This is a genomic window from Pseudomonas saxonica (assembly GCF_007858365.1).
In the GTDB taxonomy this organism is placed as follows: domain Bacteria; phylum Pseudomonadota; class Gammaproteobacteria; order Pseudomonadales; family Pseudomonadaceae; genus Aquipseudomonas; species Aquipseudomonas saxonica.
The window spans coordinates 125,184-147,064 of sequence record NZ_VFIO01000006.1; the positions used below are offsets into that span (position 1 = coordinate 125,184).

A 21,881-nucleotide genomic window follows, 5' to 3' on the forward strand; every position below is an offset into this window, starting at 1 on the left:
TCCAGCTCAGGACGCTCTAATGATGACCCAAATTTTGCCTGTCATTCTGTCTGGAGGCTCAGGTTCCAGGCTCTGGCCCCTCTCGCGCCAACTCACTCCCAAGCAGTTTCTGCCCTTGACGGGTGAGCTGTCGATGCTGCAAGTCACCCTGGAGCGATTACGCGGGCTCAATACCGCGGTGCCGCAACTGATCTGCAACGAGCAACATCGCTTTATAGCGGCCGAGCAACTGCGCCAACTGGGTCTTGAGCAGGCCAATATTTTGCTGGAGCCGGTGGGCCGCAATACCGCGCCGGCCATTGCGCTGGCGGCCCTGCAGGCGTGCAGTGAACAAGCAGACCCCCTCTTGCTGGTACTGCCAGCTGACCACCTGATTAAAGATGTACCCGCCTTTGAGGCCAGCATTCACACAGCCCTGCCTTTGGCACAGGCGGGCAAACTGGTGACGTTCGGGATTGTTCCCAGCCATCCTGAAACCGGCTACGGCTATATCGAAAAAGGCGAAACCATTGGCGCGGGAGGTTTTCGCGTAAAGCGCTTTGTGGAAAAACCAGACCACGACACAGCACGCGAGTACCTGACCCAGGGCGGTTACTTGTGGAACAGCGGCCTGTTTATGTTTCGCGCCAAATGCTACCTGCAAGAGCTCGAACGTTATCGCCCGGACATTCTGGCCGCCTGCCGAACGGCATTGGCGGGTAGCACGCGCGATATGCATTTCACACGCGTCGATGAAGCCGCTTTTGCAGCCTGTCCGGAAGACTCGATTGATTATGCCGTGATGGAAAAAACCGCTAATGCGGTGGTCGTGCCGCTCAACGCTGGATGGAGCGACATTGGCTCGTGGACGGCGCTCTGGGAGGTCAGTGACAAGGACGACCACGGCAATGTGTTCAAGGGTGACGTACTGAATCGGCAGTCGCGCAACACCTATGTCCATGCCGACAGCAGACTCGTCGCGGCAGTGGGCCTTGAAGACCTGGTGATTGTTGAAACAACGGATGCGGTGCTGGTGGCGCATAAAAATAATGTGCAAGAGGTGAAGCACATCGTCGAGCAACTCAAAAGCAGCTCACGCACCGAGCACTTGAACCAGCGCACCGTGTACCGCCCTTGGGGAATCTATGAATGCGTGGCCAATGGGCATCACTATCAGGTCAAGCGCATTACCGTAAAACCGGGTGCCAAACTGTCTGTGCAAATGCACCGGCACCGGGCCGAACACTGGATCGTGGTCAGCGGTACAGCCCGAGTGACCAATGGCGAGCGAACCTATCTTATTGGCGAGAACCAATCGACCTATATACCGATTGGACAGGTGCATGCACTGGAAAACCCGGGCCTCAACCCTCTGGAACTCATTGAAGTTCAATCGGGTTCATACTTGGGTGAAGATGACATCGTCCGCTTAGAGGATAAATACGGGCGCTCATAACAACTATAAACACTGGGCCCGCACGACAAACAGCAACATCCCTGTTCAGTCATGAAATATGACATTACACTCTCGTCATTCATGAATTTAGCGCAGGCGGTAATGCCTAAAAAGGCCGCCCCTCGGTAGGTGAGGTGGGACGTATGCTTTTTTCAATATACCGAACTGACATATTCCCCCCCTCGGCGATCAGTTTCGTGCAAAACGAAGCGCTGCTGAATCACCTGAGAACAGTTATCAGCCCAGACACTATGCCGCTGGGCACGTTTAATAAAACAAAGGACATGGACTATGATTTGAACAGCGTCAAAGCTGTTTTTATCGAAGCGGGTATAGCCAGTCACCTGGACGACAGTCTTGAAATAATCAAACAGGTTCGCACAGTCAATCAACGGGCCTGCATCTTTGTTTTGGTGACGCATCCCGGTACGTTATCAAACGTTGACTATCATATTGCCGGCGCCGATTACTGCATAAAGTTACCGGGTAATGAACAGGATAAAACACGCTTATTAGTGCGCGCACTTAACGAGTCTCGCTGGAACTACGCCCCTGTTCAGCTAAGGCTTGACCGCACGAAGTTACGCTTGTGCAGCGCCACCCGCACACTCGAACTCACACACACCGAGATGATGATTCTCGACACCTTGCTGCGCGCACCGCATCAGGTCATGAGTTATGAACACCTCGTAAAAGCGCTGGCCGCGACCATTGTCTTTTACGACCCTAGAGCCCTGGAGAAAGCCATCAGTCGACTCCGGACAAAGATAAAAAACGCGCATCAGCTCAAACTGATCTCCAGTGTTCGCAGTTTTGGCTATCGACTGCGCCGCTCAAGCGTGTACTGACACTAAGCACACCTGATGCCGTCATTCACGGTACAGGTCTTCACCCAATAACTCTTCACGCAGGGAAGCGCTGAAATATGGACACCGCATTAAGCACACGACCTGAACATTGGGTATTCGATTTTACCGCCCGAGAACTGCGTACAACGCACATCTGCATTCACCTGACCTCGACCGAATCCCTGCTGATCAAAACGCTGATGCACAGCCACTCAAGAATTTGCAGTAAACAGGAGCTCATTCTGGGTATCGACAAAGACATACACCGTTATAGCGGCCTGGAGATGTGCTTGAGCCGCCTGCAACATAAATTCAAAGATGCCTTTGGCGAACGCCTATTCAGGTCCGTGCGCAACTGTGGTTACTGCCTGGTGCAAGATCTGCAAACCCCTCTCCCGAATGGCAAGGCGCTCGGCCAGTTGCACAGACATCAAGGTGCAGGCTCCTCACCTGTTTCTCAGGTATAGCAATTCCTCTGCCTAAGACTGCAACACCTGAAAGGCACACATCTTGCTCTGCTAACAATCAACATACCGATAGCTAGCAAAGAGTGAGTCTTTAACCATGATCGCTACCTCCAGTCGTGCCGTGATCTGTACCCCCCATGCCGATGCAAGCGCCGCAGGCATGCGAATTCTCGACGCGGGCGGAACAGCTATCGACGCGATGCTGGCAGCCAGCGCCATGCTTGCAGCGGTTTTCCCGCACATGACCGGCTTGGGCGGCGATGCCCTATGGATGATCCACGACAGCAAGGTGCGCACCATCGTGGGGATTGGTCAGGCCGGGCAGTGTTTGCCTGAGGGTGCAACCATCACCTTGCGCGGGCCAGCTTCGGTTGCCAGCACGGCGGGCGCAATGGCGAGCTGGAAGAGCGCAGCGAACATCAGTCGCCATGAGTGGGGCTCCAGACTGGGCTGGGCCGATCTGTTAACCGACGCCGCGTACGTGGCGCAGGCAGGCGCCAAGGTTTCGCAATCGCAGCTGTTCTGGCAAACCCTGCGCCAGCCACTGATCGAGCAATTACCGGACCTGCATCGTCTGTGCAAGACCGAAGGGCGCTGGCTGCGCGAAGGCGACACCCTGCGCCAGCCAGAGCTGGCCAATACCCTGCAGCATCTGGCGAAAAACGGCGTCGACGATTTTTACCACGGCGAACTGGCCCAGGCTTTTGGGGCCGCTTTTGATCGCCTCGGCTGTGGTTTGACCGCTGCTGATCTGGCCGCGACCCGCGCGCTCGAAGTCGCTCCCCTTTCGGTACGTTACCGCGAAGGCCGACTCTACAATGTCGCGCCACCCAGCCAGGGCTTATACACGTTGCAAGCCATGGCCGCGCTGCAACACAAACCGCTTGCGCACATCGACAACGGCAGCGCGCGCTACTATCACTCGCTGGTCGAAGCCATCAAGCAAGGGCTGCTGCGGCGCAATGCTCAGTTGTGCGATCCGCTGAGCAGGCCCTGGGATTTTGCGGCCACTCTGGAGAACCCGCAGACTCAAGCCTATGCCGACGCCATCAATGACCAGCAGGCTGCACCGTGGAACGAGCCGGGCCGCCCCGCCGATACGGTGTGGATGGCTGCGACGGATGCCCAGGGCCGCACGGCCTGCCTGATCCAAAGTCTTTTTCATGACTTTGGATCAGGCTGCATTCTCGGTGACACCGGCGTGCTGTGGCAGAACCGCGCAGCCGGGTTCAACCCCAACCCGGAGCACGTTAACGCCTGGGCACCGGGCAAGCGTCCGGCCCATACCCTCAACCCGTCCTGCTACCTGGCAGATGATGGCCGACGCTGGTTCTTCGGCACCCAAGGGGGCGATGGTCAACCGCAAACCCAGATGGTGCTGGCGACCCAGTTGATCGACTACCAGCAACCCATTGATCGGGCCCTGCAAACCCCGCGTTTTCTGCTGGGCCGCAGCTTTTTCGACAGCACTGACAATCTGAAACTGGAAAGGGACATGGGCGCCTCGACCATTGAAGGCCTTGCAACGCTGGGCCATGAGGTGGAAATCATCCCTGCCCTCAGCCCGATGACCGGCCACGCCGGGATCATCGCCATTGATGCCAATAACCAACGCAGCGCCATGCATGACCCGCGGGGTGAAGGCACAGCCCTCGCTCAGCCACACTGATCGCTGGAAGCAGGCATTTGCCGGGCTCTGGCTGCTGGCGGATAATGCCGCCGATCGTCCACCCTCCACAGGTTTGTGGTGCGGCATGAGGCGTCTGGACAACAGAGGAAAGGATGGGCTTGAACACTGTCACCGCCAAACAGCTTGAGGTGCAACGTATCGTCGATGCGCTATTCAAGGCGATCGCCCAGCATCGCCTGCCGCCTGGCACACGGTTGATCGAAGCGCAGATTGTCGAGACCCTGCACGCCAACCGCAATCACGTGCAAGTAGCGTTACAGCGTCTGGCGATGCAAAAAGTGGTCACCATCGAAGCCAATCGCGGCGCCATGGTGGCCCAACCGACGGCAAAGGAAGCACGCGATATTTTCAGCGCCCGCCGAGCGATTGAGCGGGCAATCGTCGAGGCCATCACCCCTGCAGCCATGCGTAAACATCGCCAGCGCATCGCCAGTCACATGAACAACGAACGCAAAGCCACGAGTGACACAGATCGACGTGCCATCGTCCGTGAACTGAGCGAGTTTCACCTGCTGCTGGGCGAGATCAGTGGGAATGCCGTGCTCAGTGACATCCTGGCCAATCTGATGGTTCGCAGTTCATTGATCGTGGCGCTGTATCAACGTAATGATGTGCCCTCCTGTGCTTCAGATGAGCATCAGGAGATCATTACCGCACTGGAGAACGGCTATCACGCAAAAGCCGTAGCGGTCATGCTCGAACACCTTGAGGAACTTGAAAGCCAGTTAGCACTGGAAGAAAGTGCGCCTGAAGAGTTCAACCTCAAGCAGGCGCTGACTGATTAACCTGCTGGAGTCGGTTTCATCAGTTGCCCCGCCGGGCGACTGAACGTCTGCCTACCGCCTTTGAAGCCCATCAACGGTGCGCTTATTTCGGCAATGACCGCCGCGGGCGAAGGCGCGTCGAACACGATGAAATCGGCGCGACAGCCGGGCAGCAGGCCGTAATCGGCCAACCGCAGCATACGGGCGGCCTCGCTTGACACCCACGCCAGACATTGCAGCAACTGCGCCGGCGTACCCATTTGACTGACGTTGGCGAACAGATTGGCCTGACGGACCAATGAAGCATCGCCATAGGGCGTAAACGGGTTGCCAATGTTGTTGGTGGAGACCGAACAGGTCACACCGCACGCGCTCAAGTGTGCCAGTGGCGCCAGCCCTCTGGGTTTGTTGTGGAACGCCTCACGACCCATCAAGAACAAATCGGTACTGGGCAGGCAGGTCACCTGCACGCCCACTTTCGCCAGGTGCAGGCCCAGCGCCGTCAGTGGCTCTATGGGCAAGGCCGACAACTTGGTCGCGTGGCCGATGGTGACGCGCGATCCCCAGCCGTACTCCTGCGTACAGCGAGCCACTTCCATGACGGTCATGCCTTCGGGGTTGAGGTCGAAATCCAGATGAAAATCCAGGTCACAGTCATAGCGCACAGCCAGCTCGAACAGGCGCTGGATCTGCCCGTTCGGGTCACTGTCCATATAGGGGCATCCACCGAGTACGGTTGCGCCACTGTCCAGTGCCTGGCACAACAGCGCCTCAGTACCCGGATTATTCAGCAACCCCTCTTGGGGAAATACACAGATTTCCAGGCTGATGGCCCAGGCATAATCGGCTTGCAAACGGCGCACGGCATTGAAGCCGGTCATGCCAACCTGCGGGTCCAACTCAACATGGGTACGCATGTGCGTGGTGCCTTGAACGATTGCTTTGTCGAGGACTTGAGCACCGCGCCGGTACACATCGTCCTCGGTAAACTCGGCTTTCGCTGCTCGGGTTTGAGCCACCGCTTCGGCCAACGTGCCTTCATGCAGATGACAGCGATGCATGATGCAGGCCTTGTCCAGATGAATGTGGGTTTCGACCAGGCCCGGCATCAAGAGCTGGCCACGCAAGTCCAGGGTTTGCCAATGGTTTACGTGGGCACTGAAGCGGGCAACGAAGTGACCGTTCTCGACATACAGCTCAGTCTCGCGGTTATCGCTTCCCAACCGTGCATTAATGATTTTCAACGCGTTCATGCAATGGCCCCTTCACCCAGATAAGCAGCAGCCAGCGCTTTATCATCGCGCAGCGCGGCACAGCTGGCGGCTTTGACAATAGTGCCGGTTTCCAGCACATACGCACGGTCCGCCACTTGAAGTGCCAGGTTGGCCATTTGGTCCACCAGCAGTATGGTCACACCTTCGTCACGCAGTACGGCCAGTGCGTCATACAGCTCACCGATCATGGCAGGCGACAAGCCCAGAGAGGGTTCATCCAGTAACAGGATTTTTGGCTTGGCCATCAGGCCGCGGCCCACCGCAACCATCTGTTGCTCACCTCCGGAAAGCAGCCCGGCCGGGTTGTTGATACGATCGCGCAGCCGCGGGAAGCGCTTGAGGATGGCCTCGATTTCAGCGTCGGCATCAAAGATTTCGCGCCGTGAATACCCGCCGAGCAACAAGTTATCGCGCACGCTCAGATACGGGAATACCTGACGACCTTCCGGGACCAGCGCCAGACCTTTGGCCGCTACTGTGCTGGCGTCGGCCTGCTCGATGTTTTCGTTGTCCAGCAGGATGCTGCCGCTGCTGGCGCGATGCAGGCCTGCCAGACACTGCAGGATGCTCGATTTACCCGCGCCGTTTGCGCCGAGAATGGCCACCAGTTCGCCGGGATTGACCAGCAGGTTGACCTTGTCCACCACCGCCGCCGCACCATAGTCGATGACCAGATCCTTAACGTACAGACGCGCATCGCGGCTGCCATCCCACAGCTGCTCACGAGGCGTGGCCTGATACTCGGTACCGCCCAGATACGCCGCGATGACCTGCGGATTTTGACGAATTGCTGCAGGCGGACCCGACGCAATAGGCTTGCCGGCGTCGAGTACCAACAAAGACTCAGACACCGACATCACCAGCGCCATGTCGTGCTCGACCAAAATCACCGTCAGACCAAAGCCCGCCAATTTGCGCAGCAGCACGGCCAGCGCATCGGTATCGCGACGGCTCAGCCCCGCAGCCGGTTCGTCGAGTAGCAAAACGGCTGGGGCCGTGGCCAATGCGCGGGCAATTTCCACCAGCCGGCGATCCACATGGGGCAAATCCTCAGCCGCAATATTGACTTCGCCGCGATACCCCACCAATGCCAGCAAATCCAGCGCCAGACTTCGCTGCTCATCCGTCGCAAGACTGAACGGCAGGCCCAGACGCCCCTTCTGCATCGCAACCAGAAGGTTATCCAGGACCGTCATCTCACCGAACAGCAAGGTGGTCTGATACGTACGGGCGATGCCAGCTCGGGCACTTTTCCAGGACGACAAACCCGCCAGCGGCTGTTGCAGTTCAATCTGGCCGCTGTCCGGGGCATAAAAACCGCTGATCATATTGAGAACCGTGGTTTTACCCGCACCGTTCGGGCCAATGATGCTGGTAATGCTACCGGCAGGCGCAAACAGACTGACGTGTTGCGCAGCCTGCACACCGCCGAAGCGAATGCCTATGTCAGTGACCCGCAAGCCTGAGGACACGCCGCGACTACGCAAGTGAGCGGCGATGCGCTCCTGATTGATGTGTGTGGGCGCCAGCAACCGGGTCGGTTTGATCCAGCGTCGAGCGACGGCACCCAGCAGGCCGTTGGGTGCGCCCCAAAGCACTAATAGCAAAAGCACGGAAAACATCAGCAGGCGGTATTCGGCAAAATCCGACAGCAGTTCCGGTACCAGCACAATCAGCAATGCGCCAATGAGCGGCCCGAACAGCATGCCGCTGCCTCCCACGATCACCGCCAGCACAAACAAAATGGACTGAGAGAAAGGAAACGACTCAGGATTGATGAACATCAGCAAGGGCGCGAGCAAGCCGCCCGCCAACCCGGTCAATGCGGCAGACAAGGCAAACGCCAGGGTTTTACTGATCACCGGATTGAAACCCAGTGAACGGGCAGCAATTTCCGAGGCTTTAACGGCCCGCATCGCCTTGCCCCAACTGCTGCGGCACAGGCGCTGATAAAACAGCAGCGCACCGATCATCAGCGCCGTAGCCAGCAGTGCCAGCAACACGGCGGGATCAAGACCGGCAACTTCCGGCAGCGGGATGCCCATCAGACCGTTGGAGCCACCTGTCACGTCCCGCCACTCAATCAAACCGTGATGAACCACAAAGGCAAAGGCAATGGTGATCATCGCCAGGTACGGGCCGCTGACCCGAAGGGCGGGAATCGCCAGCAGCGCACCAACCAGCCCTGCAACCGCACCCGCAATTGGCAGGGCTAACCACAGCGGCCAGCCCGCCAGGGTCAGTAAGGCCGTGATATAGGCCCCAATCGCGTAAAAAGCGATATGACCGAAGGAAATCTGGCCACTCAAGCCAATCAAGACATTGAGACCCACACCGACCACCGTCACCAGAGCGCACAGGGTGAAAACCAGCAGTGAGTAGCTGTCCAGCGTGAACGCCATCACGCAACAGGCAACGGTAAGCAGTGCAAGAAAGACAGGAGCCGCCAGGGTGTTGAGCTTTTTCATACTTTCACCACTGCTTGACTGCCGAACAGACCATTGGGACGAATAGCCAGCACAAGGATGACCAATGAAAACGTCAATATCTGAGTGAATGCGGATCCGAAATACAACGTAATGAGCGCTTCAGTCAGACCAAACAACAGCCCTGCGGCGAACACACCGCCCGCGCTGCTGATGCCACCCAGAATGGCCACTGCAAACGCTTTGAGGCCGAACAGCATGCCCATTTCTGCGTTCACGCTGAACAACGGCGCAATCAGCAAACCCGCCACCCCGGCGAATACGGTGGAGACCGCAAAGGCAATGGCGACTACACGGTTGACGTTGATCCCCATCAACATCGCCGCGCGGGGGTTTTGCACGCAGGCTTCAAGCACTTTGCCCAGCCGTGTGTAGCGCCTGACCAGATACAACGCCAGGGCAATCGCGGCACCGACCAAGGGAATCAGTACTTGCAGTGCGCCAACGCTGCTGCCAAACACATCGACATTCAGGTTGAGCAGGCTGCTTTCAAATTGGCGTGGCTCCTTGCCGAAGGTAAAGAGCGCCAGGTTATCCACCAAAATGCCGCCCGCCACCGTTGCCATCAGCCACGCCTGCGACCCACGACTATGAAAGGGTCGAACCAGCCAGCGTTCAATCACCAAGCCATACAAGGCACAGAGCAACAGGGTCAGCGGCAAGGCCAACCACAATGACCAGCCCCACGTTATGCAAAAGGTGTAACCCAGCACGGCGCCGACCATCATGGCACTGCCCTGGGCAAAGTTGACGGTGCGCGAAACGACGTAAGTCAGGTGAAACCCCAACGCCAGCAACGCGTACATGCTGCCCAGGCCAAGGCCTGTAACAATGGCGGCGGTGAGCATGGCTTACTCCTCAGGCTTGAGCGGCACTATCTGGTCGTTGACCACGTGAGTGAACTGATAGTCATCAGGCCCCAGCGCGTCATGGACGGATGCGCTAAACGGTTGCTTGTAGTGTTTGATCAAACCGTCGTACTCGTTGATCGCGTAATACCCGTCGCGTATGGCCTTACCGTCAGTACTGCCGGCTTTTTCTATGGCTTGAGCCGTGAGATGCAGGGCGTCATACGCATTGGCAATGCCCACAGCCGGCGTGACATCCGCCAGCGTCTTGATCTGTGGGTAGGCCGTTTTCAGCGCGGCCAGCAGAGCATCGCCCTTGGCACCGTTGTGCTCGGTGAAGACGTAGGTTTGAATGAAATGCACGCGAGAGGCGTTCGGCCCCGCCAGCTCGCCAAAACGACCGCCGGCCGGCCCCCAGTGCGAGACCACGGGTACATCCCAGCCCATTCGGTCCAGTGATTTGACGACTTGGGCCGAAGGCCCGACGTTACCGACCATCAGCAAGGTATCGGCCCCGGCGTTTTTCAACCGGGTCAATTGCGGTACCACATCAAGGTCGCTGTCCTGGATCCGCTCGACACCGGCATTGCTCAGGCCACGTTTGTCCAGTGCGCGCTTGAAGCCCGCCTCGTTGGACTCGCCCCAAGGGTTATTGATCAGAATCATCCCCGGCTTCTTCATGCCGTTATCGACGCCGTATTTCACCAGCGCCTCATCCACCCGCTCATCTACAGCTGAAACCCGGAACACGTAATTATCGGCAGCTCCGTTCTCGGTAATTTTCGTACCCGCAGCCCAAATGCCCATGAACGGCACTTTCATCTGATTAGCCAGCGGCACGATGGCCAGCGAAACCGGCGTATCAAGGCCACCGAACAGAACCGCGACTTTTTCGCGCTGGATCAGTTCGCGTGCAGCGAGCATGCCTTTGGACGGGTTACTTTCGTCATCGCGGCGCACCAGTTCCAACGGACGTCCGAGCACCCCGCCACTGGCGTTGACCTCATTGATGGCCATGGTCAAACCCCGTGTCAGGGCCTCACCGGATTTGGCCGACTGACCGGACAGTGCTGCCACCAGACCGACTTTGATCGGCGGCTCAGCCGCTTGCGCGCCACTGAACATCGCCAGGTTGAGCGTGACTGCCGCAGCCACGGGAAACAGCAGACGCTGCAGGTTTAAAAGCCGGATTGCCATGGTTAATCCTCATGATTGCTAGCAGTTGCATAATTATTGCTAGCAAGTAGGATGCCAGTCACCGCCAGGCTTTAAACAACAGTGTTTGCGGCAATTTCTGTCTTTTTACGCGCCATTTGAAGGCAGACCGCACTATACCGAGGCATTTTCATGAAGGCCTCCCCTACCCCATCAGGAGTAATAGCCATGCCAGAAATCAATAAAGATGTAGAAATTGTTAGCAACTTTCTTGAGGCTTCCATGGCCCCGGATCCCGTTCGAGCAGCGACCTTCATGAGTGACAACGTGAAAATCACGTTCACCGGCGGACGATCCATGCCCGACCCTCAGGCCATCACTGCGTTCAATGGCTCACGCTACGCCTGGGTCAAAAAAGCCTTGGGGAATTTCGACTGGATGGACCGCGGCGACCACACTGTGGTGTATTCCAACGGAACGCTGTACGGCGAGTGGTCGGATGGCCGTAGCTTCTCTGGCAACCGCTATCTGGATCGCTTTGAAGTGCGTGAAGGCAAAATCACCCACATGGACGTCTGGAATGACAGTGCTGAATGGTTGCTGACGCCGGAAATAGCCAAGGCTTGAGATTAGCCTTCTGAGGCTGGGCCTTCAGGCGCTGAACGTCCCTGCTGGGCCGGCCCAGACCAGTCGCCTTGGGGGCACCCGTTTTTTGCGAGCCCCCTGGTGACCCATCGAGTCACTCTGGCACTCAATATTCAATGCCTGCAGGCATCAACACGAAAAACCCCAAGAGCATCTGCGCCCACTGCGATAGCATGTGGCCAATAATCAATGAGTGCCGTGTAACGCGGTGGCGACTTATGAACATCTCGGACAAGACGTTTTGACCATGCCGAAACAACCACCTGAAAAGTCTGGTCCCGCGACAGCTGCGGATATAGAACGATCAATCCAGGCCTTGAACACGATGGCAGAGCGTCTGTGGGGGGATGGCAGAGAAGCTGAGGCCAAAGCGTTGCTCGACGCCCTGGATGCGTTGAATCGAGCACTGGATAGAATCAGGATTGGCGAACATCGTCGGGTGAAAACACTCCACTGATGCGCTCTGCCCGCCAAGCAAAAGAAAAAATCCCTGTCCGCAAAGGCTCAGTCCGTGACATCGCATAGCGGGATATGTCGGCCGCTGGAAGCCTGAGCGCTGACTTTCTTCTCTCGGCGCTGGCTAATCCACTGATCCACTTGAGCTGGAAAATCAGAGGGTGATTTGCGCCCAACCTTTCTGGCCAGATCCAGAATCGTTTGTTGGGCCAAGGCTTCTTCCATGCGTTTTTGCGCGGTCAACATGGCCGCGTGAACCGAGCAATGCCCCTCTAGCGCCCAATCAGGCGCAGCCCCCTCGAACAGTGCACAACGACCGCGAATTTCCTTGCAGTCAAAAATCATCTTCTGCCCGTCGATGGCATTGACGATGTCCAACAAGCTGATTTCGTCGGCAGGCCGGGCCAATTTAAATCCCCCGCGAACACCTTCAGTGGCAACGACGAGCGTGGACTTGGCCAGCTTTGTGAATATCTTCGCCAGATAATCCAGCGGCACCCCTTGCAACTCAGCAAGGTCTCGCACGCTTGCCTCTCGACTCTCGCCCCGATCCCCTACCAGAAATATCAGGCAGTGAATTCCGTACTCAACCCCAGCGCTGTAAAAGGACATGGGTATCTCCGACTAATTTAGTCGCAAATACTAGCTGCGATTCGTAAAAGGATCAAATTTTCCATCAGCGCCTCAAGGCCATTTGGCCGCGCACTTGCGCCTTATCAGGTGCGAATTTCGTGGCGCCCTACCTCAGCAGCACAGGAAAACGCTTGCGCCGAACAACTACGACCAATATAGTCGCCGTTCATTGGCGTGAAGGACAAATGCTTTTCACCACTGCCTTGCGCCAGCAACTCGTGCGTCCTCCCCATGCGAGGCGCCCTCACACATCCACGGGTTACGGCCTGGAGTAACACATGAAAAAGCAGATTTTGATTCTTGGTGCGGGCTTTGGCGGATTGTGGGCGGCGTTAAGCGCCACTCGGTTACTCAGCCTTCATGACTGTCACGATGTCGAAGTGAGTGTGCTGGCGCCACAGCCGGAGCTGCGCATACGACCCCGTTTTTATGAGCCGAATGCACATCAATTGTTTGCGCCTATTGGCGAGCTATTGAATGCAGTGGGCGTCAACTTCATCACAGGCACAGCTGAACGCATTGATGTTGAGCATAAAACGGTCGCTTACCATGATGCTTTGGGGGCCATGAAGACGCTTGCCTACGACAAGCTGGTACTGGCGACTGGCAGTCGGCTCGCGCTGCCCAATGCGCCGGGTGTTACGCAATACGCCTTTGACGTGGACCAGATTGAGCAAGCCATGCGACTGGAGCAACACCTCCTGCGCCTGGTTGATTTGCCAGAGAGCAAAGCCCGCAATACCGTCGTGGTGGCGGGTGGTGGATTCACCGGGATTGAAACCGCGACCGAAATGCCAGCTCGCCTGCGTGCAGTTTTGGGTGAAAACGCCGAAGTCGAAGTCATAATTGTCGACCGTGGATCGAAAGTTGGCGCCTCGTTAGGCACTGAAATCGCTCAGTCGATTGCTCAGGCCTGCGAAGCGCTGGGCGTAAAATGGCGCTTACAGACAACCGTGGTGGCCGTTGATGAGCACGGCGTGACACTCAGTGACGGCCAGCGCATTGAAGCCAATACCGTAATCTGGACAACCGGAGTACGGGCCAGCTCATTAACTGGCCAAATCCCTGGCGAGCGCGACTCCCTTGGCCGCTTACATGTGGACGGCAACCTTCAAGTAATGGGTCAGCCGGATATTTTTGCGACTGGCGATGTTGCTTATGCCGCCACCGATGACCTTGGCAACCACGCATTGATGACTTGTCAGCATGCCATCGTTTTGGGCCGCCACGCAGGCCATAACGTCGCCGCACACATGTTGGGTGAAGAACCGATTATGTACCGTCAGCCCAAGTACGTTACTTGTCTGGATCTGGGCGGCTGGGGAGCAGTGTATACCGAGGGCTGGGATCGCCAGGTCGTATTGACTGGCCCAGAAGCCAAGGCGCTCAAAACGCAGATCAACACAGTTTGGATATACCCGCCAGCGGCCAGTCGCGAAGCGGCGTGGGCAGCAGCGGACCCGCTGATTCCTATCGTGGCTTGAGTGCGAGCCAACAGCCGGCGCACGAATGGGTAAAAACCCCCTGAGCATTACTCCGGCTAATGCAAATCCTGTGACGGGTTCGCCAATAAATCGCAATGGAGCATGAACCCGTTGACGCTATCGTCTAGGCTAAATCGAGTTTGTTATTTATCGCGTATTGGTCAGGATGACTTCATCAATGTCAGCACCCTCAACCGCTATAGCGTCATTGGTTAAAGTAATGGCGTCAGCGTTCACCTTGTTAAGTGTTTTGCAAACGGCTAATGCCAGTGAAAAGTCACTTGATTCAAACCCTGAAAATAGCCAGTGGTTAGTGTTGGTGAGTCCATTTGCGTGGGGGCCATCGATGAAGGGGAACGTAGAACTCGGTGGGGTGCATACCCAGGCAGACCTCAGTGCAAACGAGATCCTTCATAATCTGGACTCTGTTTTCATGGGCAATGTTGAAGTCACCAATCGTACAGTCGGTTTTTTCATCGATGGGGTTTACGCCAAGACCAGCCAGTCCGATAGAGTCTTAGGCCGCAAAGTTGGCCTCGAAATCACGCAAACAACTTTCGCGGCGGGCGCTTACTACCGTGCCTACCAGTACGAATTGGGGGGGACCACCGTTTTTAATGAACCTCGAACGTGGCGCGTGGAACCCATGCTCGGGGTACGCTGGACAAAACTGACCACCACGGTCGATGTGGACTCTCTGGGTTTCAGCACCCATAAAAAAACCCATTGGACTGACCCTTTTGTGGGACTGCGCAGCCAAGTTGATTTAAATGATAGATGGACCTTGTCTGGCGCTGTCGACACGGGAGGGTTCGATACGTCCTCCAAAAAAACTTATAACGGGCAGGCTTATCTCGGGTACAGGCTATATCTGATGGAGCATCCGACATTAATTCGTCTGGGTTATCGAGTGTTGGCGCAAGACTATCGAACTAAGGATTTTACAGGCAAGACGTTCAAATACGATGTCACTCAGCGCGGGCCTGTACTGGGTGTGTCCATACGTTTTTAACGCCTGATAAAGGAGCAAGGGAATGAAAAAAAAGCATCTGAAAGTTATGACGTTGGCTTTGGCAGGCCTACTGACTTCTGCACAGCTGGCACATGCCTGCACACGGTTGGTTTACCTGGGTGACAATCAGAATGTGATCACCGCCCGGTCCATGGACTGGAAATCTGATGTGGGGACCAACCTGTGGGTTTTCCCTCAGGGTATGCAACGCAATGGAGAAGTGGGCGCAAACTCCGTTAAATGGACGTCCAAATACGGCAGCGTCATTGCCACCGGTTACGATATCTCAACAACAGACGGCGTAAACGAAGCAGGGCTTTCTGCGAATTTACTGTGGCTCGTTGAGTCAGAATACCCACCCCTCACAAAGGGCAAGCCCGGCTTGAGTATTGCGGCGTGGGCTCAGTATGTACTTGATAATTTCAGCACGGTGGCTGAAGCCGTAGAGGTTCTGAAAACTGAACCTTTTAATGTCGTGACTGCAGCGGTGCCGGGCGAGAGTCGTCTCGCCACACTGCATCTATCAATGTCGGATGCCTCTGGCGATAGCGCTATCATTGAATACATTGATGGCAAGCAAGTCATTCACCACAACCGCACTTACCAAGTGATGACAAACTCCCCTGCTTTCGCGGACCAGCTGGCGATGAACGCCTACTGGCAATCCATTGGCGGAACAGTCATGTTGCCTGGCACCAATCGTTCGGCTGATCGATTCGCTCGTGCATCCTTCTACGTGAACGCTGTTCCTCAATCACAGGATCAACGCCTGTCATTAGCCAGTGTGTTCAGTGTTATTCGCAACGTGTCTGTACCCTATGGCATCACAACACCAGGGGAGCCAAATATATCTTCAACGCGCTGGCGCTCGGTGATTGATCACAAGCAGGGTCTCTACTTTTTTGAATCGGCTATAACGCCCAACACTTTTTGGGTGGATCTCAAAAAACTGGATTTTTCAAAAACCACAGGAGTGGTCAAGAAGCTGGATCTAGGCCCCAATCAAAGCACGATTTATTCAGGGGAAGTATCGAGTCAATTCAAAACAGCACCCGCCTTCAAGTTCGAAGGTGCTTAGACCTAATAATTAAGCGCTTATTAATTATCGCCACCGCTTTGTAATGCTCACAGCTCGTTGAGCAAGCGCATTACAAAGGGGTACGGATGATGGTGTATGACGGCTTCAGGCAAGCTTAGCGCTTAGGCCTGCGTAAGCGTCTGGCCAAGGCCCCTTGTCGTTGATGCAACCAGATCAACCAATCACATGAACAGGATCGCAGGCCCAGTCGGTTAACACGGTGTAAGTGACAGAATTAGGCCCTCTCAGGCGCCAGTGGGGACACTCATCCCTCCATCCTCCATGACGACGGCGCCTGCCTGTCTTGAAAGCGATGATTTCGCCGTTGTCGAGATCAAGTATCGGTGAGAGGTAAAGCTTCTGCCCGCCGACCCGAAACTCCGTCACATCCGTAACCCATTACTGATGTGGTCGCTTGGCATTTAACTTCTGATAGGAATAGGCAATGCTCTAAGACAAACCGGCATAGGTGACCGAGTTTTCGATAGATACCATGGCCTCGTCCCTACTTATTGGAAGTCGCCATGAACAGCAGGAAAACTATATTCATCACGGGGGTGAGCAGTGGCTTCGGCAACGCGCTGGCGCAAGAAGCTCTTGCAGCGGGCCACCGTGTCATAGGTACCGTGCGTAGTGAAGCCGCCTTGCGCGCCTTTCAGGCGCTCTCCGTGGATCATGCACATGGGGTGATTCTGGATATCACTGACTTCGCCCGGATCGACAGCGTAGTAGCTGCTATTGAAGCAACCCACGGCCCAGTCGACGTGTTGGTCAACAACGCCGGCTACGGTCATGAGGGTATCTTTGAAGAGTCGCCGCTGGAGGAAATGCGTCGCCAATTCGACGTCAACGTGTTCGGCGCGGTAGCGGTGACCAAGGCTTTCGTGCCTTACTTTCGCAAGCGTCGCACGGGTCATATTCTTAATATCACTTCTATGGGCGGCACCATCACGATGCCGGGCATCGCGTACTACTGCGGGAGCAAGTTTGCTCTCGAAGGTATCTCCGATACGCTGAGCAAAGAACTGCTACCTTTCAACATCTTCGTGACCGCCGTGGCACCTGGCTCGTTTCGCACTGACTGGGCCGGTCGTTCGATGCAGCGCACCCCACGAAGCATTGCTGACTATGACGCCAGTTTCGACCCGGTACGTAAGGGCCGCGAAGAAAAGAGCGGCAAACAGCTTGGCGACCCGCGAAAAGCGGCGCAAGCGATGCTGCAGGTTATTGCCAGCCCGATACCACCGGCACACTTATTATTGGGCAGTGACGCGCTGGGGCTGGTACGTGACAAGCTGAATCGCACGGCCAGGGAGATTGATCAATGGGAAGCGCTGACCCTTACCACCGACGGTTGAGCGGCCAGCAGAGGGGGACATCAATGAATCGGGCCGACTCACGCACCTCGCGCATGGTGCATTTGATGGAAACCCTCGCGCCGGTCGAGGGCTACAACCTCAGCGCGCTAGAGGATATCCGCTTTTTGCGTTCGAATCGGCCACTGACTCGCACTCCGGTACTGTATGACCCGGGTATCGTGATCCTGTGCCAAGGGCGCAAACGTGGCTATCTGGGCGATGACGTATACGTTTATGACGCCCAGCACTATCTAGTGGTGTCCGTCCCAGTTCCTTTCACCATGGAGACCGATGCCAGCGAGGCGCAGCCAATGCTGGCGGTCTACATGCGCCTCGACTTACAAATGGCCAGCGATTTGATACTGCAAATGGATGAAGCTCTCGGGCCAAGTGATGCCCAGCCCAAGGGCATGTATGCCTCGCCAATGGACGATTTGCTGCGCGCCTCGACGCTACGCTTTCTTGAGGCGATGAGCAGTCCGGGCGAAGCGCAAATACTTGGGCCGTCGCTGGTGCGGGAGATCTACTACCGCATCCTAGCCGGCGAGCAAGGGGGCTCGATGCGCGCCGCGCTCAATCGCCAGGGTCACTTTGGTAAGGTCACTCGTGCGATCCGCAAGATCCATAGTTGCTACCAGGAGCGCCTGGATGTGGTGTCCCTTGCCAAAGAAGCGAGCATGAGCGTGCCCAATTTTCATCTGCACTTTCGCAGCGTGACGGACTCGTCGCCGATGCAATACCTGAAGTCGACGCGCTTGCACCAGGCGCGATTACTGATGCTACGCAACGCTATGACCGCATCGACGGCGGCGTTCAATGTAGGCTACGAAAGCGCCTCGCAATTCAGCCGCGAATTCAAACGTTTCTTTGGGCGCACGCCCCAGGCAGAGATCGAATGGATGAAGGCGACTTACGCACTGCCTGCGCCGTCCACACCATCTATGTACGTCTCGTCACATTAGCGATGAGCCGACCCGCTGCTCCGGCACCCCCGGTACCAGCGCTGTCCGCACCTGCCCAACATACTGTGGGCGGTTGAACGGGCGCCCATTTATGCGGCAGCAACTCGGTAATCTCACTTGCCCGCTGCATCGGCAGCCGCGTCAGCACATCTTTGAGATAAGCATACGGATCATGCCCGTTGAGCCGCGCCGACTGGATCAAGCTCATGATCGCCGCCGCCCGTTTGCCGCTGCGCAGGAACCGGTGCCTGGATCAGCGTTTAGCAGTCATCGCAGACCCATTTGCCACGCACATGCCGCTCAACCGTAAACACGCCGGGCGTGTAGTGCAGCTATACAGCCTGGATGCCACAGTCCGTGCGGGAAAAGCACTCAGATACAGCATCATCCGTCCCTCGGATAGCACGACAGCTGTGCCCGTCATCGGGGCTCTTGCAAAAGACGTTGGACGTAGCGGTGATATGATCGCCAGTTAACTTGCCCTGAGCAATTCACGATACTCTGCCAGAATCAGCACCGAAAGTACTTAGCCAGTACAACGTCATTTTTACTTATGAATCTCTCTTTGCCCGCCCCCAAGACAAGGCAGTCACAACGATTGATTCCAATTGAAAACAAGAAAGAAAAAAACACAACACACAACAAAACACACCGGTTTGAAATTATTTTTTTTAATGTTCTTGCTCACACATCCACCTTGCACCCACTAAAAAATTAAACCAAAAAGAAAGCCACCTGGCGATACAGGGCAATGACACCCTCAAGATAATCAGCCGCTTCATTACCCTCAAGCAGTCCAGCATCATACAACGCCTCGATATAACCTGACGCCCTACCATAAAGTTCATCGAGTTTAAGCCTGTCACTGGCAGCACTTATTTCAGCCTTCAACCCTTTTAGCATTTCAATCAGCGAAGACTCAATTGATCCATCACACTCACACGTCCCATAAAGTTCACACTTTGACGCTCTAGCCTTACAGCAATGCATACACCTTCCTTAATGAAACCAGTCACTTAAAGCACTGTATCTTTAACGCAAAAGCCGATCCAAAACCACGTTAGACATTAAAATCAGCAACGAAAAAAAACAGGTTCAACCCAGGCAAATGATAATCGCCACCATTTCCAAGTATTTACCTAATATTTTTCAGACCTTCCACTTACTAACTATCTACCCACTTCAACCAGAAAAACCACTCATGCGACAGTCATCGCCAACCTGCCAGTACACTGCGTTCACAAACGCGTTCAGTTTTCCTTGCTTCTGCACACCCACACTTTATGACCTGAGCACATACCCAGGTGAACATGAATGTTTGATAGGCACGTGATATACGGCTTAACGTTTGCAACGGCCTCCAAGTGTAAATGACTTTCATTTAGTGCGGTTATTATTGATTAAATTGACCTTAAATAAAATGAGGGAGATCTGTCAAGACTATTGCGGCCCTGGATGTAGCTGAACACCCTTTGGAATGGCCTATGAACGAGCTCTCCAAAGGCGGCAGAATCATTGAACAACAGGGGCGGGACGACATGATTGGCGCTCGCTGGAACAAGGATCAGAGCCTTGTGATGGCGATGATTGCTTGATTACCACAGCTGTCTCTGCCAACCCATTTACGTCGTCATTGATGGGTCGAGTGATGGTTTCAAACTTGCCTTCACAAGCAAAATGGGCACAGTTTTTTTCAGACAAAAAACACCCAAACTCAGCTGAGCCCTGAGTTGAACGTAGAACCGCTCGCTGTTTGTATTTCCCGATCGACGGAACCTCAACCTGTCATTTCTCTCAGTTGTGATTCAGCTCAAGTCATCTCACGATAAACACTCAGGCATAAGATAACTTGAGGTATAAAAAATGCCCACAGGAACTGTAAAAGTTATTAAAAACGGCGTTTGCTTTATTTTACCCGACGACAGCGACGGAACATTGATTGCTGGCCCGGTCGCTGATAACGCACTCTCCCCCGAACAGCGAGTTTCGTATACAGTCAGCCCAAACCCTAACAAGCTTATCGATCAACCTACTGCTACAAGTATCAAGTTAGTTCAGTGAACACGGCATGACAGACACTGAGCATAACTCACTGGGATGCCGCAATTAAACGATTGCGGCCTGCCCGCTCTTTTTGCAGCGTACGGATACCTTTCTGCGCCCTCAATGCCCGCTGAACCCAAGGTTGCGCCGATGCCGCAAGCCGCGACGAGCAATACAGATTTACGCCCTAGGCAGCGTCCTGCAGACTGAAAATTCAAGCGCTTAACGCTATATTTTGATCTGTCAGGAGAGTCAACAGCTGACTACAAACCTTCAATCCCCGTCTGGTTTATTGTGCTTTAGTCATTTGCTGCTAACGTTCGTACATCCTTGGAGCTCTTTGCTCGAAAAGTAGTATCGGACGAGAATCCTTAAATATGGAAATAATTTCTTTTCGTAATACTCTGACAGTGGCTCTGTCTCTTGCGTTTATGCAAACCAGCGTTGCAGACAATGCGGACACCGCCAATAAAAGTAATAACCCCTTGAACCTAGCTCCCGGTCTTAATATCCAGGACTATTACACGCCCCAGCTATACGACACTAATATCCATACCAATGACACGTTACTGCGTGGGACGTTGCCAGTTGCCCCGAACGATTTTATTGGAGTACCGCAACTACTGAGAGCCACGTTGCCTATCAGTACACGCCCGGATCCTCACGGCGGATACTCCACTGGCATAGGCGACTTGAATCTGTTCGATATCTTCCTGTTGAAAACAGAGGGCGTGCAATTGGGTATCGGGCCACAAATTACAGCGCCCACAGCTGCTCACGATGAATTGGGTACGGGCAAATGGCAGGCTGGCCTTGCAGCAGTTGCAATAGATTCATCACCCAGAGGTCTTCTGGGTGCCTTGGTTCAATATCAAAGCTCCTTTGCAGGTGACAGCGACCGTCAGCATGTGGAGAGCGCAACGTTCCAGCCCTTCATCATTCACAACCTTCCCAAAGGCTGGTACCTGCGCTCCACAGGCACCTGGACGTTCGATCTAAAAAACAACACCCATTACATTCCCATCGGATTCGGCGTTGGCAAGGCGTGGAAATCCGGGAGCAATATTCTTAACGCTTTTGTGGAGCCCCAATGGACCGTGGACCGAAAAGGTGAGGGCCTTGCGCAATTCACCCTCTTCGCCGGGATCAATGTCACCTTCGGTAAATAAATTCACCCTTATCCCACGCGCGACCAAGCGAGCAAAACCAAACTGCTTTCTCCTGCTGGCAAGCCTTGGGAGCG

Annotated in this window: 20 protein-coding genes and 1 pseudogene; 14 read left to right on the plus strand and 7 right to left on the minus strand. The window is 55.3% G+C overall.

What is annotated here, in order from left to right; translation table 11 throughout:
• The first annotated feature begins 19 nt into the window (after positions 1 to 19).
• The 5 genes from FJD38_RS15950 to FJD38_RS15970 all read left to right on the plus strand — a co-directional run bounded on the left by FJD38_RS15950 (position 20) and on the right by FJD38_RS15970 (position 5,225).
• Entirely contained in the window at positions 20 to 1,435 is a 1,416-nt protein-coding gene (locus FJD38_RS15950; RefSeq protein WP_167654277.1) for a mannose-1-phosphate guanylyltransferase/mannose-6-phosphate isomerase, read from the plus strand.
• Between the two features lie 284 nt (positions 1,436 to 1,719).
• Positions 1,720 to 2,283 (plus strand): winged helix-turn-helix domain-containing protein, encoded by a 564-nt coding sequence (locus FJD38_RS15955; RefSeq protein WP_158637865.1) that lies wholly within the window; start codon positions 1,720 to 1,722, stop codon positions 2,281 to 2,283.
• Between the two features lie 77 nt (positions 2,284 to 2,360).
• Positions 2,361 to 2,750: a winged helix-turn-helix domain-containing protein gene (locus FJD38_RS15960; RefSeq protein ID WP_146386229.1), complete on the plus strand. Its 390-nt coding sequence runs from the start codon at positions 2,361 to 2,363 to the stop codon at positions 2,748 to 2,750.
• Between the two features lie 97 nt (positions 2,751 to 2,847).
• Positions 2,848 to 4,419, plus strand: coding sequence for a gamma-glutamyltransferase family protein (locus tag FJD38_RS15965; RefSeq protein WP_146386231.1), 1,572 nt, complete (start codon positions 2,848 to 2,850; stop codon positions 4,417 to 4,419).
• Between the two features lie 113 nt (positions 4,420 to 4,532).
• Positions 4,533 to 5,225: a GntR family transcriptional regulator gene (locus FJD38_RS15970; protein WP_146386233.1), complete on the plus strand. Its 693-nt coding sequence runs from the start codon at positions 4,533 to 4,535 to the stop codon at positions 5,223 to 5,225.
• Here FJD38_RS15970 and FJD38_RS15975 read toward each other — a convergent pair.
• Genes FJD38_RS15975 through FJD38_RS15990 form a run of 4 tightly spaced genes read right to left on the minus strand, consistent with a single transcriptional unit; the run spans position 5,222 to position 11,009 of the window.
• The gene (locus tag FJD38_RS15975) at positions 5,222 to 6,457 is read right to left on the minus strand and encodes an amidohydrolase family protein (RefSeq protein WP_146386235.1); all 1,236 of its coding nucleotides are present in this window, start codon (positions 6,455 to 6,457) and stop codon (positions 5,222 to 5,224) included. The genes FJD38_RS15970 and FJD38_RS15975 overlap by 4 nt on opposite strands.
• A complete protein-coding gene (locus tag FJD38_RS15980) occupies positions 6,454 to 8,946 on the minus strand; it encodes a branched-chain amino acid ABC transporter ATP-binding protein/permease (protein ID WP_146386237.1) in 2,493 nt (830 codons plus the stop codon). The genes FJD38_RS15975 and FJD38_RS15980 overlap by 4 nt, the downstream gene beginning before the upstream one ends.
• Complete coding sequence (locus FJD38_RS15985; RefSeq protein WP_146386239.1) at positions 8,943 to 9,812, minus strand: branched-chain amino acid ABC transporter permease; 870 nt, start codon at positions 9,810 to 9,812, stop codon at positions 8,943 to 8,945. The genes FJD38_RS15980 and FJD38_RS15985 overlap by 4 nt, the downstream gene beginning before the upstream one ends.
• A gap of 3 nt (positions 9,813 to 9,815) precedes the next feature.
• Positions 9,816 to 11,009, minus strand: coding sequence for an ABC transporter substrate-binding protein (locus FJD38_RS15990; protein ID WP_122782665.1), 1,194 nt, complete (start codon positions 11,007 to 11,009; stop codon positions 9,816 to 9,818).
• 186 nt (positions 11,010 to 11,195) lie between these two features.
• On the opposite strand from FJD38_RS15990, the gene FJD38_RS15995 reads away from it, so the two are divergent.
• Positions 11,196 to 11,594, plus strand: a complete 399-nt coding sequence (locus FJD38_RS15995; protein WP_122782664.1) for a nuclear transport factor 2 family protein — start codon at positions 11,196 to 11,198, stop codon at positions 11,592 to 11,594.
• 265 nt (positions 11,595 to 11,859) lie between these two features.
• Positions 11,860 to 12,069, plus strand: coding sequence for a hypothetical protein (locus FJD38_RS16000; protein WP_122782758.1), 210 nt, complete (start codon positions 11,860 to 11,862; stop codon positions 12,067 to 12,069).
• A gap of 47 nt (positions 12,070 to 12,116) precedes the next feature.
• Here FJD38_RS16000 and FJD38_RS16005 read toward each other — a convergent pair whose 3' ends face one another.
• Positions 12,117 to 12,680 carry an RrF2 family transcriptional regulator gene (locus tag FJD38_RS16005; RefSeq protein ID WP_122782663.1) on the minus strand — a complete coding sequence of 188 codons (564 nt, stop codon included), beginning with the start codon at positions 12,678 to 12,680 and terminating at the stop codon, positions 12,117 to 12,119.
• A gap of 299 nt (positions 12,681 to 12,979) precedes the next feature.
• Between FJD38_RS16005 and FJD38_RS16010 the strand changes: the two genes are divergently transcribed.
• From FJD38_RS16010 to FJD38_RS16035, 5 genes are all read left to right on the plus strand, one after another.
• Complete coding sequence (locus FJD38_RS16010) at positions 12,980 to 14,185, plus strand: NAD(P)/FAD-dependent oxidoreductase (protein WP_146386241.1); 1,206 nt, start codon at positions 12,980 to 12,982, stop codon at positions 14,183 to 14,185.
• A gap of 178 nt (positions 14,186 to 14,363) precedes the next feature.
• Positions 14,364 to 15,197 carry a hypothetical protein gene (locus FJD38_RS16015; RefSeq protein WP_233609185.1) on the plus strand — a complete coding sequence of 278 codons (834 nt, stop codon included), beginning with the start codon at positions 14,364 to 14,366 and terminating at the stop codon, positions 15,195 to 15,197.
• Positions 15,198 to 15,219: 22 nt separating this feature from the next.
• Complete coding sequence (locus FJD38_RS16020) at positions 15,220 to 16,275, plus strand: linear amide C-N hydrolase (RefSeq protein WP_146386243.1); 1,056 nt, start codon at positions 15,220 to 15,222, stop codon at positions 16,273 to 16,275.
• Between the two features lie 524 nt (positions 16,276 to 16,799).
• Positions 16,800 to 17,633, plus strand: coding sequence for an oxidoreductase (locus tag FJD38_RS16030; protein ID WP_146386245.1), 834 nt, complete (start codon positions 16,800 to 16,802; stop codon positions 17,631 to 17,633).
• 23 nt (positions 17,634 to 17,656) lie between these two features.
• On the plus strand, positions 17,657 to 18,595 hold the full coding sequence (locus FJD38_RS16035; protein WP_146386247.1) for an AraC family transcriptional regulator: 939 nt from the start codon (positions 17,657 to 17,659) through the stop codon (positions 18,593 to 18,595).
• Positions 18,596 to 18,671: 76 nt separating this feature from the next.
• On the opposite strand, the pseudogene FJD38_RS16040 reads toward FJD38_RS16035, so the two are convergent.
• Positions 18,672 to 18,833 (minus strand): annotated as a pseudogene (locus tag FJD38_RS16040) (transposase domain-containing protein); the annotation flags it as partial.
• Here FJD38_RS16040 and FJD38_RS24790 point away from each other — a divergent pair.
• Positions 18,775 to 19,071: a hypothetical protein gene (locus FJD38_RS24790; RefSeq protein ID WP_244302744.1), complete on the plus strand. Its 297-nt coding sequence runs from the start codon at positions 18,775 to 18,777 to the stop codon at positions 19,069 to 19,071. The pseudogene FJD38_RS16040 and the gene FJD38_RS24790 sit on opposite strands and share 59 nt — an antisense overlap.
• Positions 19,072 to 19,309: 238 nt before the next feature.
• On the opposite strand, the gene FJD38_RS16050 is transcribed toward FJD38_RS24790, so the two are convergent.
• Complete coding sequence (locus FJD38_RS16050; RefSeq protein WP_146386249.1) at positions 19,310 to 19,585, minus strand: hypothetical protein; 276 nt, start codon at positions 19,583 to 19,585, stop codon at positions 19,310 to 19,312.
• 1,484 nt (positions 19,586 to 21,069) lie between these two features.
• Here FJD38_RS16050 and FJD38_RS16055 point away from each other — a divergent pair.
• Positions 21,070 to 21,807: a hypothetical protein gene (locus FJD38_RS16055; protein ID WP_208727523.1), complete on the plus strand. Its 738-nt coding sequence runs from the start codon at positions 21,070 to 21,072 to the stop codon at positions 21,805 to 21,807.
• Positions 21,808 to 21,881 lie beyond the last annotated feature (74 nt).

Excerpts from the sequence above, each read along its gene's own strand:
- FJD38_RS15950 (WP_167654277.1), top strand. The coding sequence starts at position 20 with ATGATGACCCAAATTTTGCCTGTCATTCTGTCTGGAGGCTCAGGTTCC.
- FJD38_RS16055 (WP_208727523.1), top strand. The coding sequence starts at position 21,070 with ATGCAAACCAGCGTTGCAGACAATGCGGACACCGCCAATAAAAGTAAT.
- FJD38_RS16035 (WP_146386247.1), top strand. The coding sequence starts at position 17,657 with ATGAATCGGGCCGACTCACGCACCTCGCGCATGGTGCATTTGATGGAA.
- FJD38_RS16030 (WP_146386245.1), top strand. The coding sequence starts at position 16,800 with ATGAACAGCAGGAAAACTATATTCATCACGGGGGTGAGCAGTGGCTTC.
- FJD38_RS16050 (WP_146386249.1), bottom strand. The coding sequence starts at position 19,585 with ATGCATTGCTGTAAGGCTAGAGCGTCAAAGTGTGAACTTTATGGGACG.
- FJD38_RS16015 (WP_233609185.1), top strand. The coding sequence starts at position 14,364 with ATGTCAGCACCCTCAACCGCTATAGCGTCATTGGTTAAAGTAATGGCG.
- FJD38_RS15995 (WP_122782664.1), top strand. The coding sequence starts at position 11,196 with ATGCCAGAAATCAATAAAGATGTAGAAATTGTTAGCAACTTTCTTGAG.
- FJD38_RS15975 (WP_146386235.1), bottom strand. The coding sequence starts at position 6,457 with ATGAACGCGTTGAAAATCATTAATGCACGGTTGGGAAGCGATAACCGC.
- FJD38_RS15970 (WP_146386233.1), top strand. The coding sequence starts at position 4,533 with ATGGGCTTGAACACTGTCACCGCCAAACAGCTTGAGGTGCAACGTATC.
- FJD38_RS16020 (WP_146386243.1), top strand. The coding sequence starts at position 15,220 with ATGAAAAAAAAGCATCTGAAAGTTATGACGTTGGCTTTGGCAGGCCTA.
- FJD38_RS16005 (WP_122782663.1), bottom strand. The coding sequence starts at position 12,680 with ATGTCCTTTTACAGCGCTGGGGTTGAGTACGGAATTCACTGCCTGATA.
- FJD38_RS16000 (WP_122782758.1), top strand. The coding sequence starts at position 11,860 with ATGCCGAAACAACCACCTGAAAAGTCTGGTCCCGCGACAGCTGCGGAT.
- FJD38_RS16010 (WP_146386241.1), top strand. The coding sequence starts at position 12,980 with ATGAAAAAGCAGATTTTGATTCTTGGTGCGGGCTTTGGCGGATTGTGG.
- FJD38_RS15980 (WP_146386237.1), bottom strand. The coding sequence starts at position 8,946 with ATGAAAAAGCTCAACACCCTGGCGGCTCCTGTCTTTCTTGCACTGCTT.
- FJD38_RS15985 (WP_146386239.1), bottom strand. The coding sequence starts at position 9,812 with ATGCTCACCGCCGCCATTGTTACAGGCCTTGGCCTGGGCAGCATGTAC.
- FJD38_RS15965 (WP_146386231.1), top strand. The coding sequence starts at position 2,848 with ATGATCGCTACCTCCAGTCGTGCCGTGATCTGTACCCCCCATGCCGAT.
- FJD38_RS15990 (WP_122782665.1), bottom strand. The coding sequence starts at position 11,009 with ATGGCAATCCGGCTTTTAAACCTGCAGCGTCTGCTGTTTCCCGTGGCT.
- FJD38_RS15955 (WP_158637865.1), top strand. The coding sequence starts at position 1,720 with ATGGACTATGATTTGAACAGCGTCAAAGCTGTTTTTATCGAAGCGGGT.
- FJD38_RS15960 (WP_146386229.1), top strand. The coding sequence starts at position 2,361 with ATGGACACCGCATTAAGCACACGACCTGAACATTGGGTATTCGATTTT.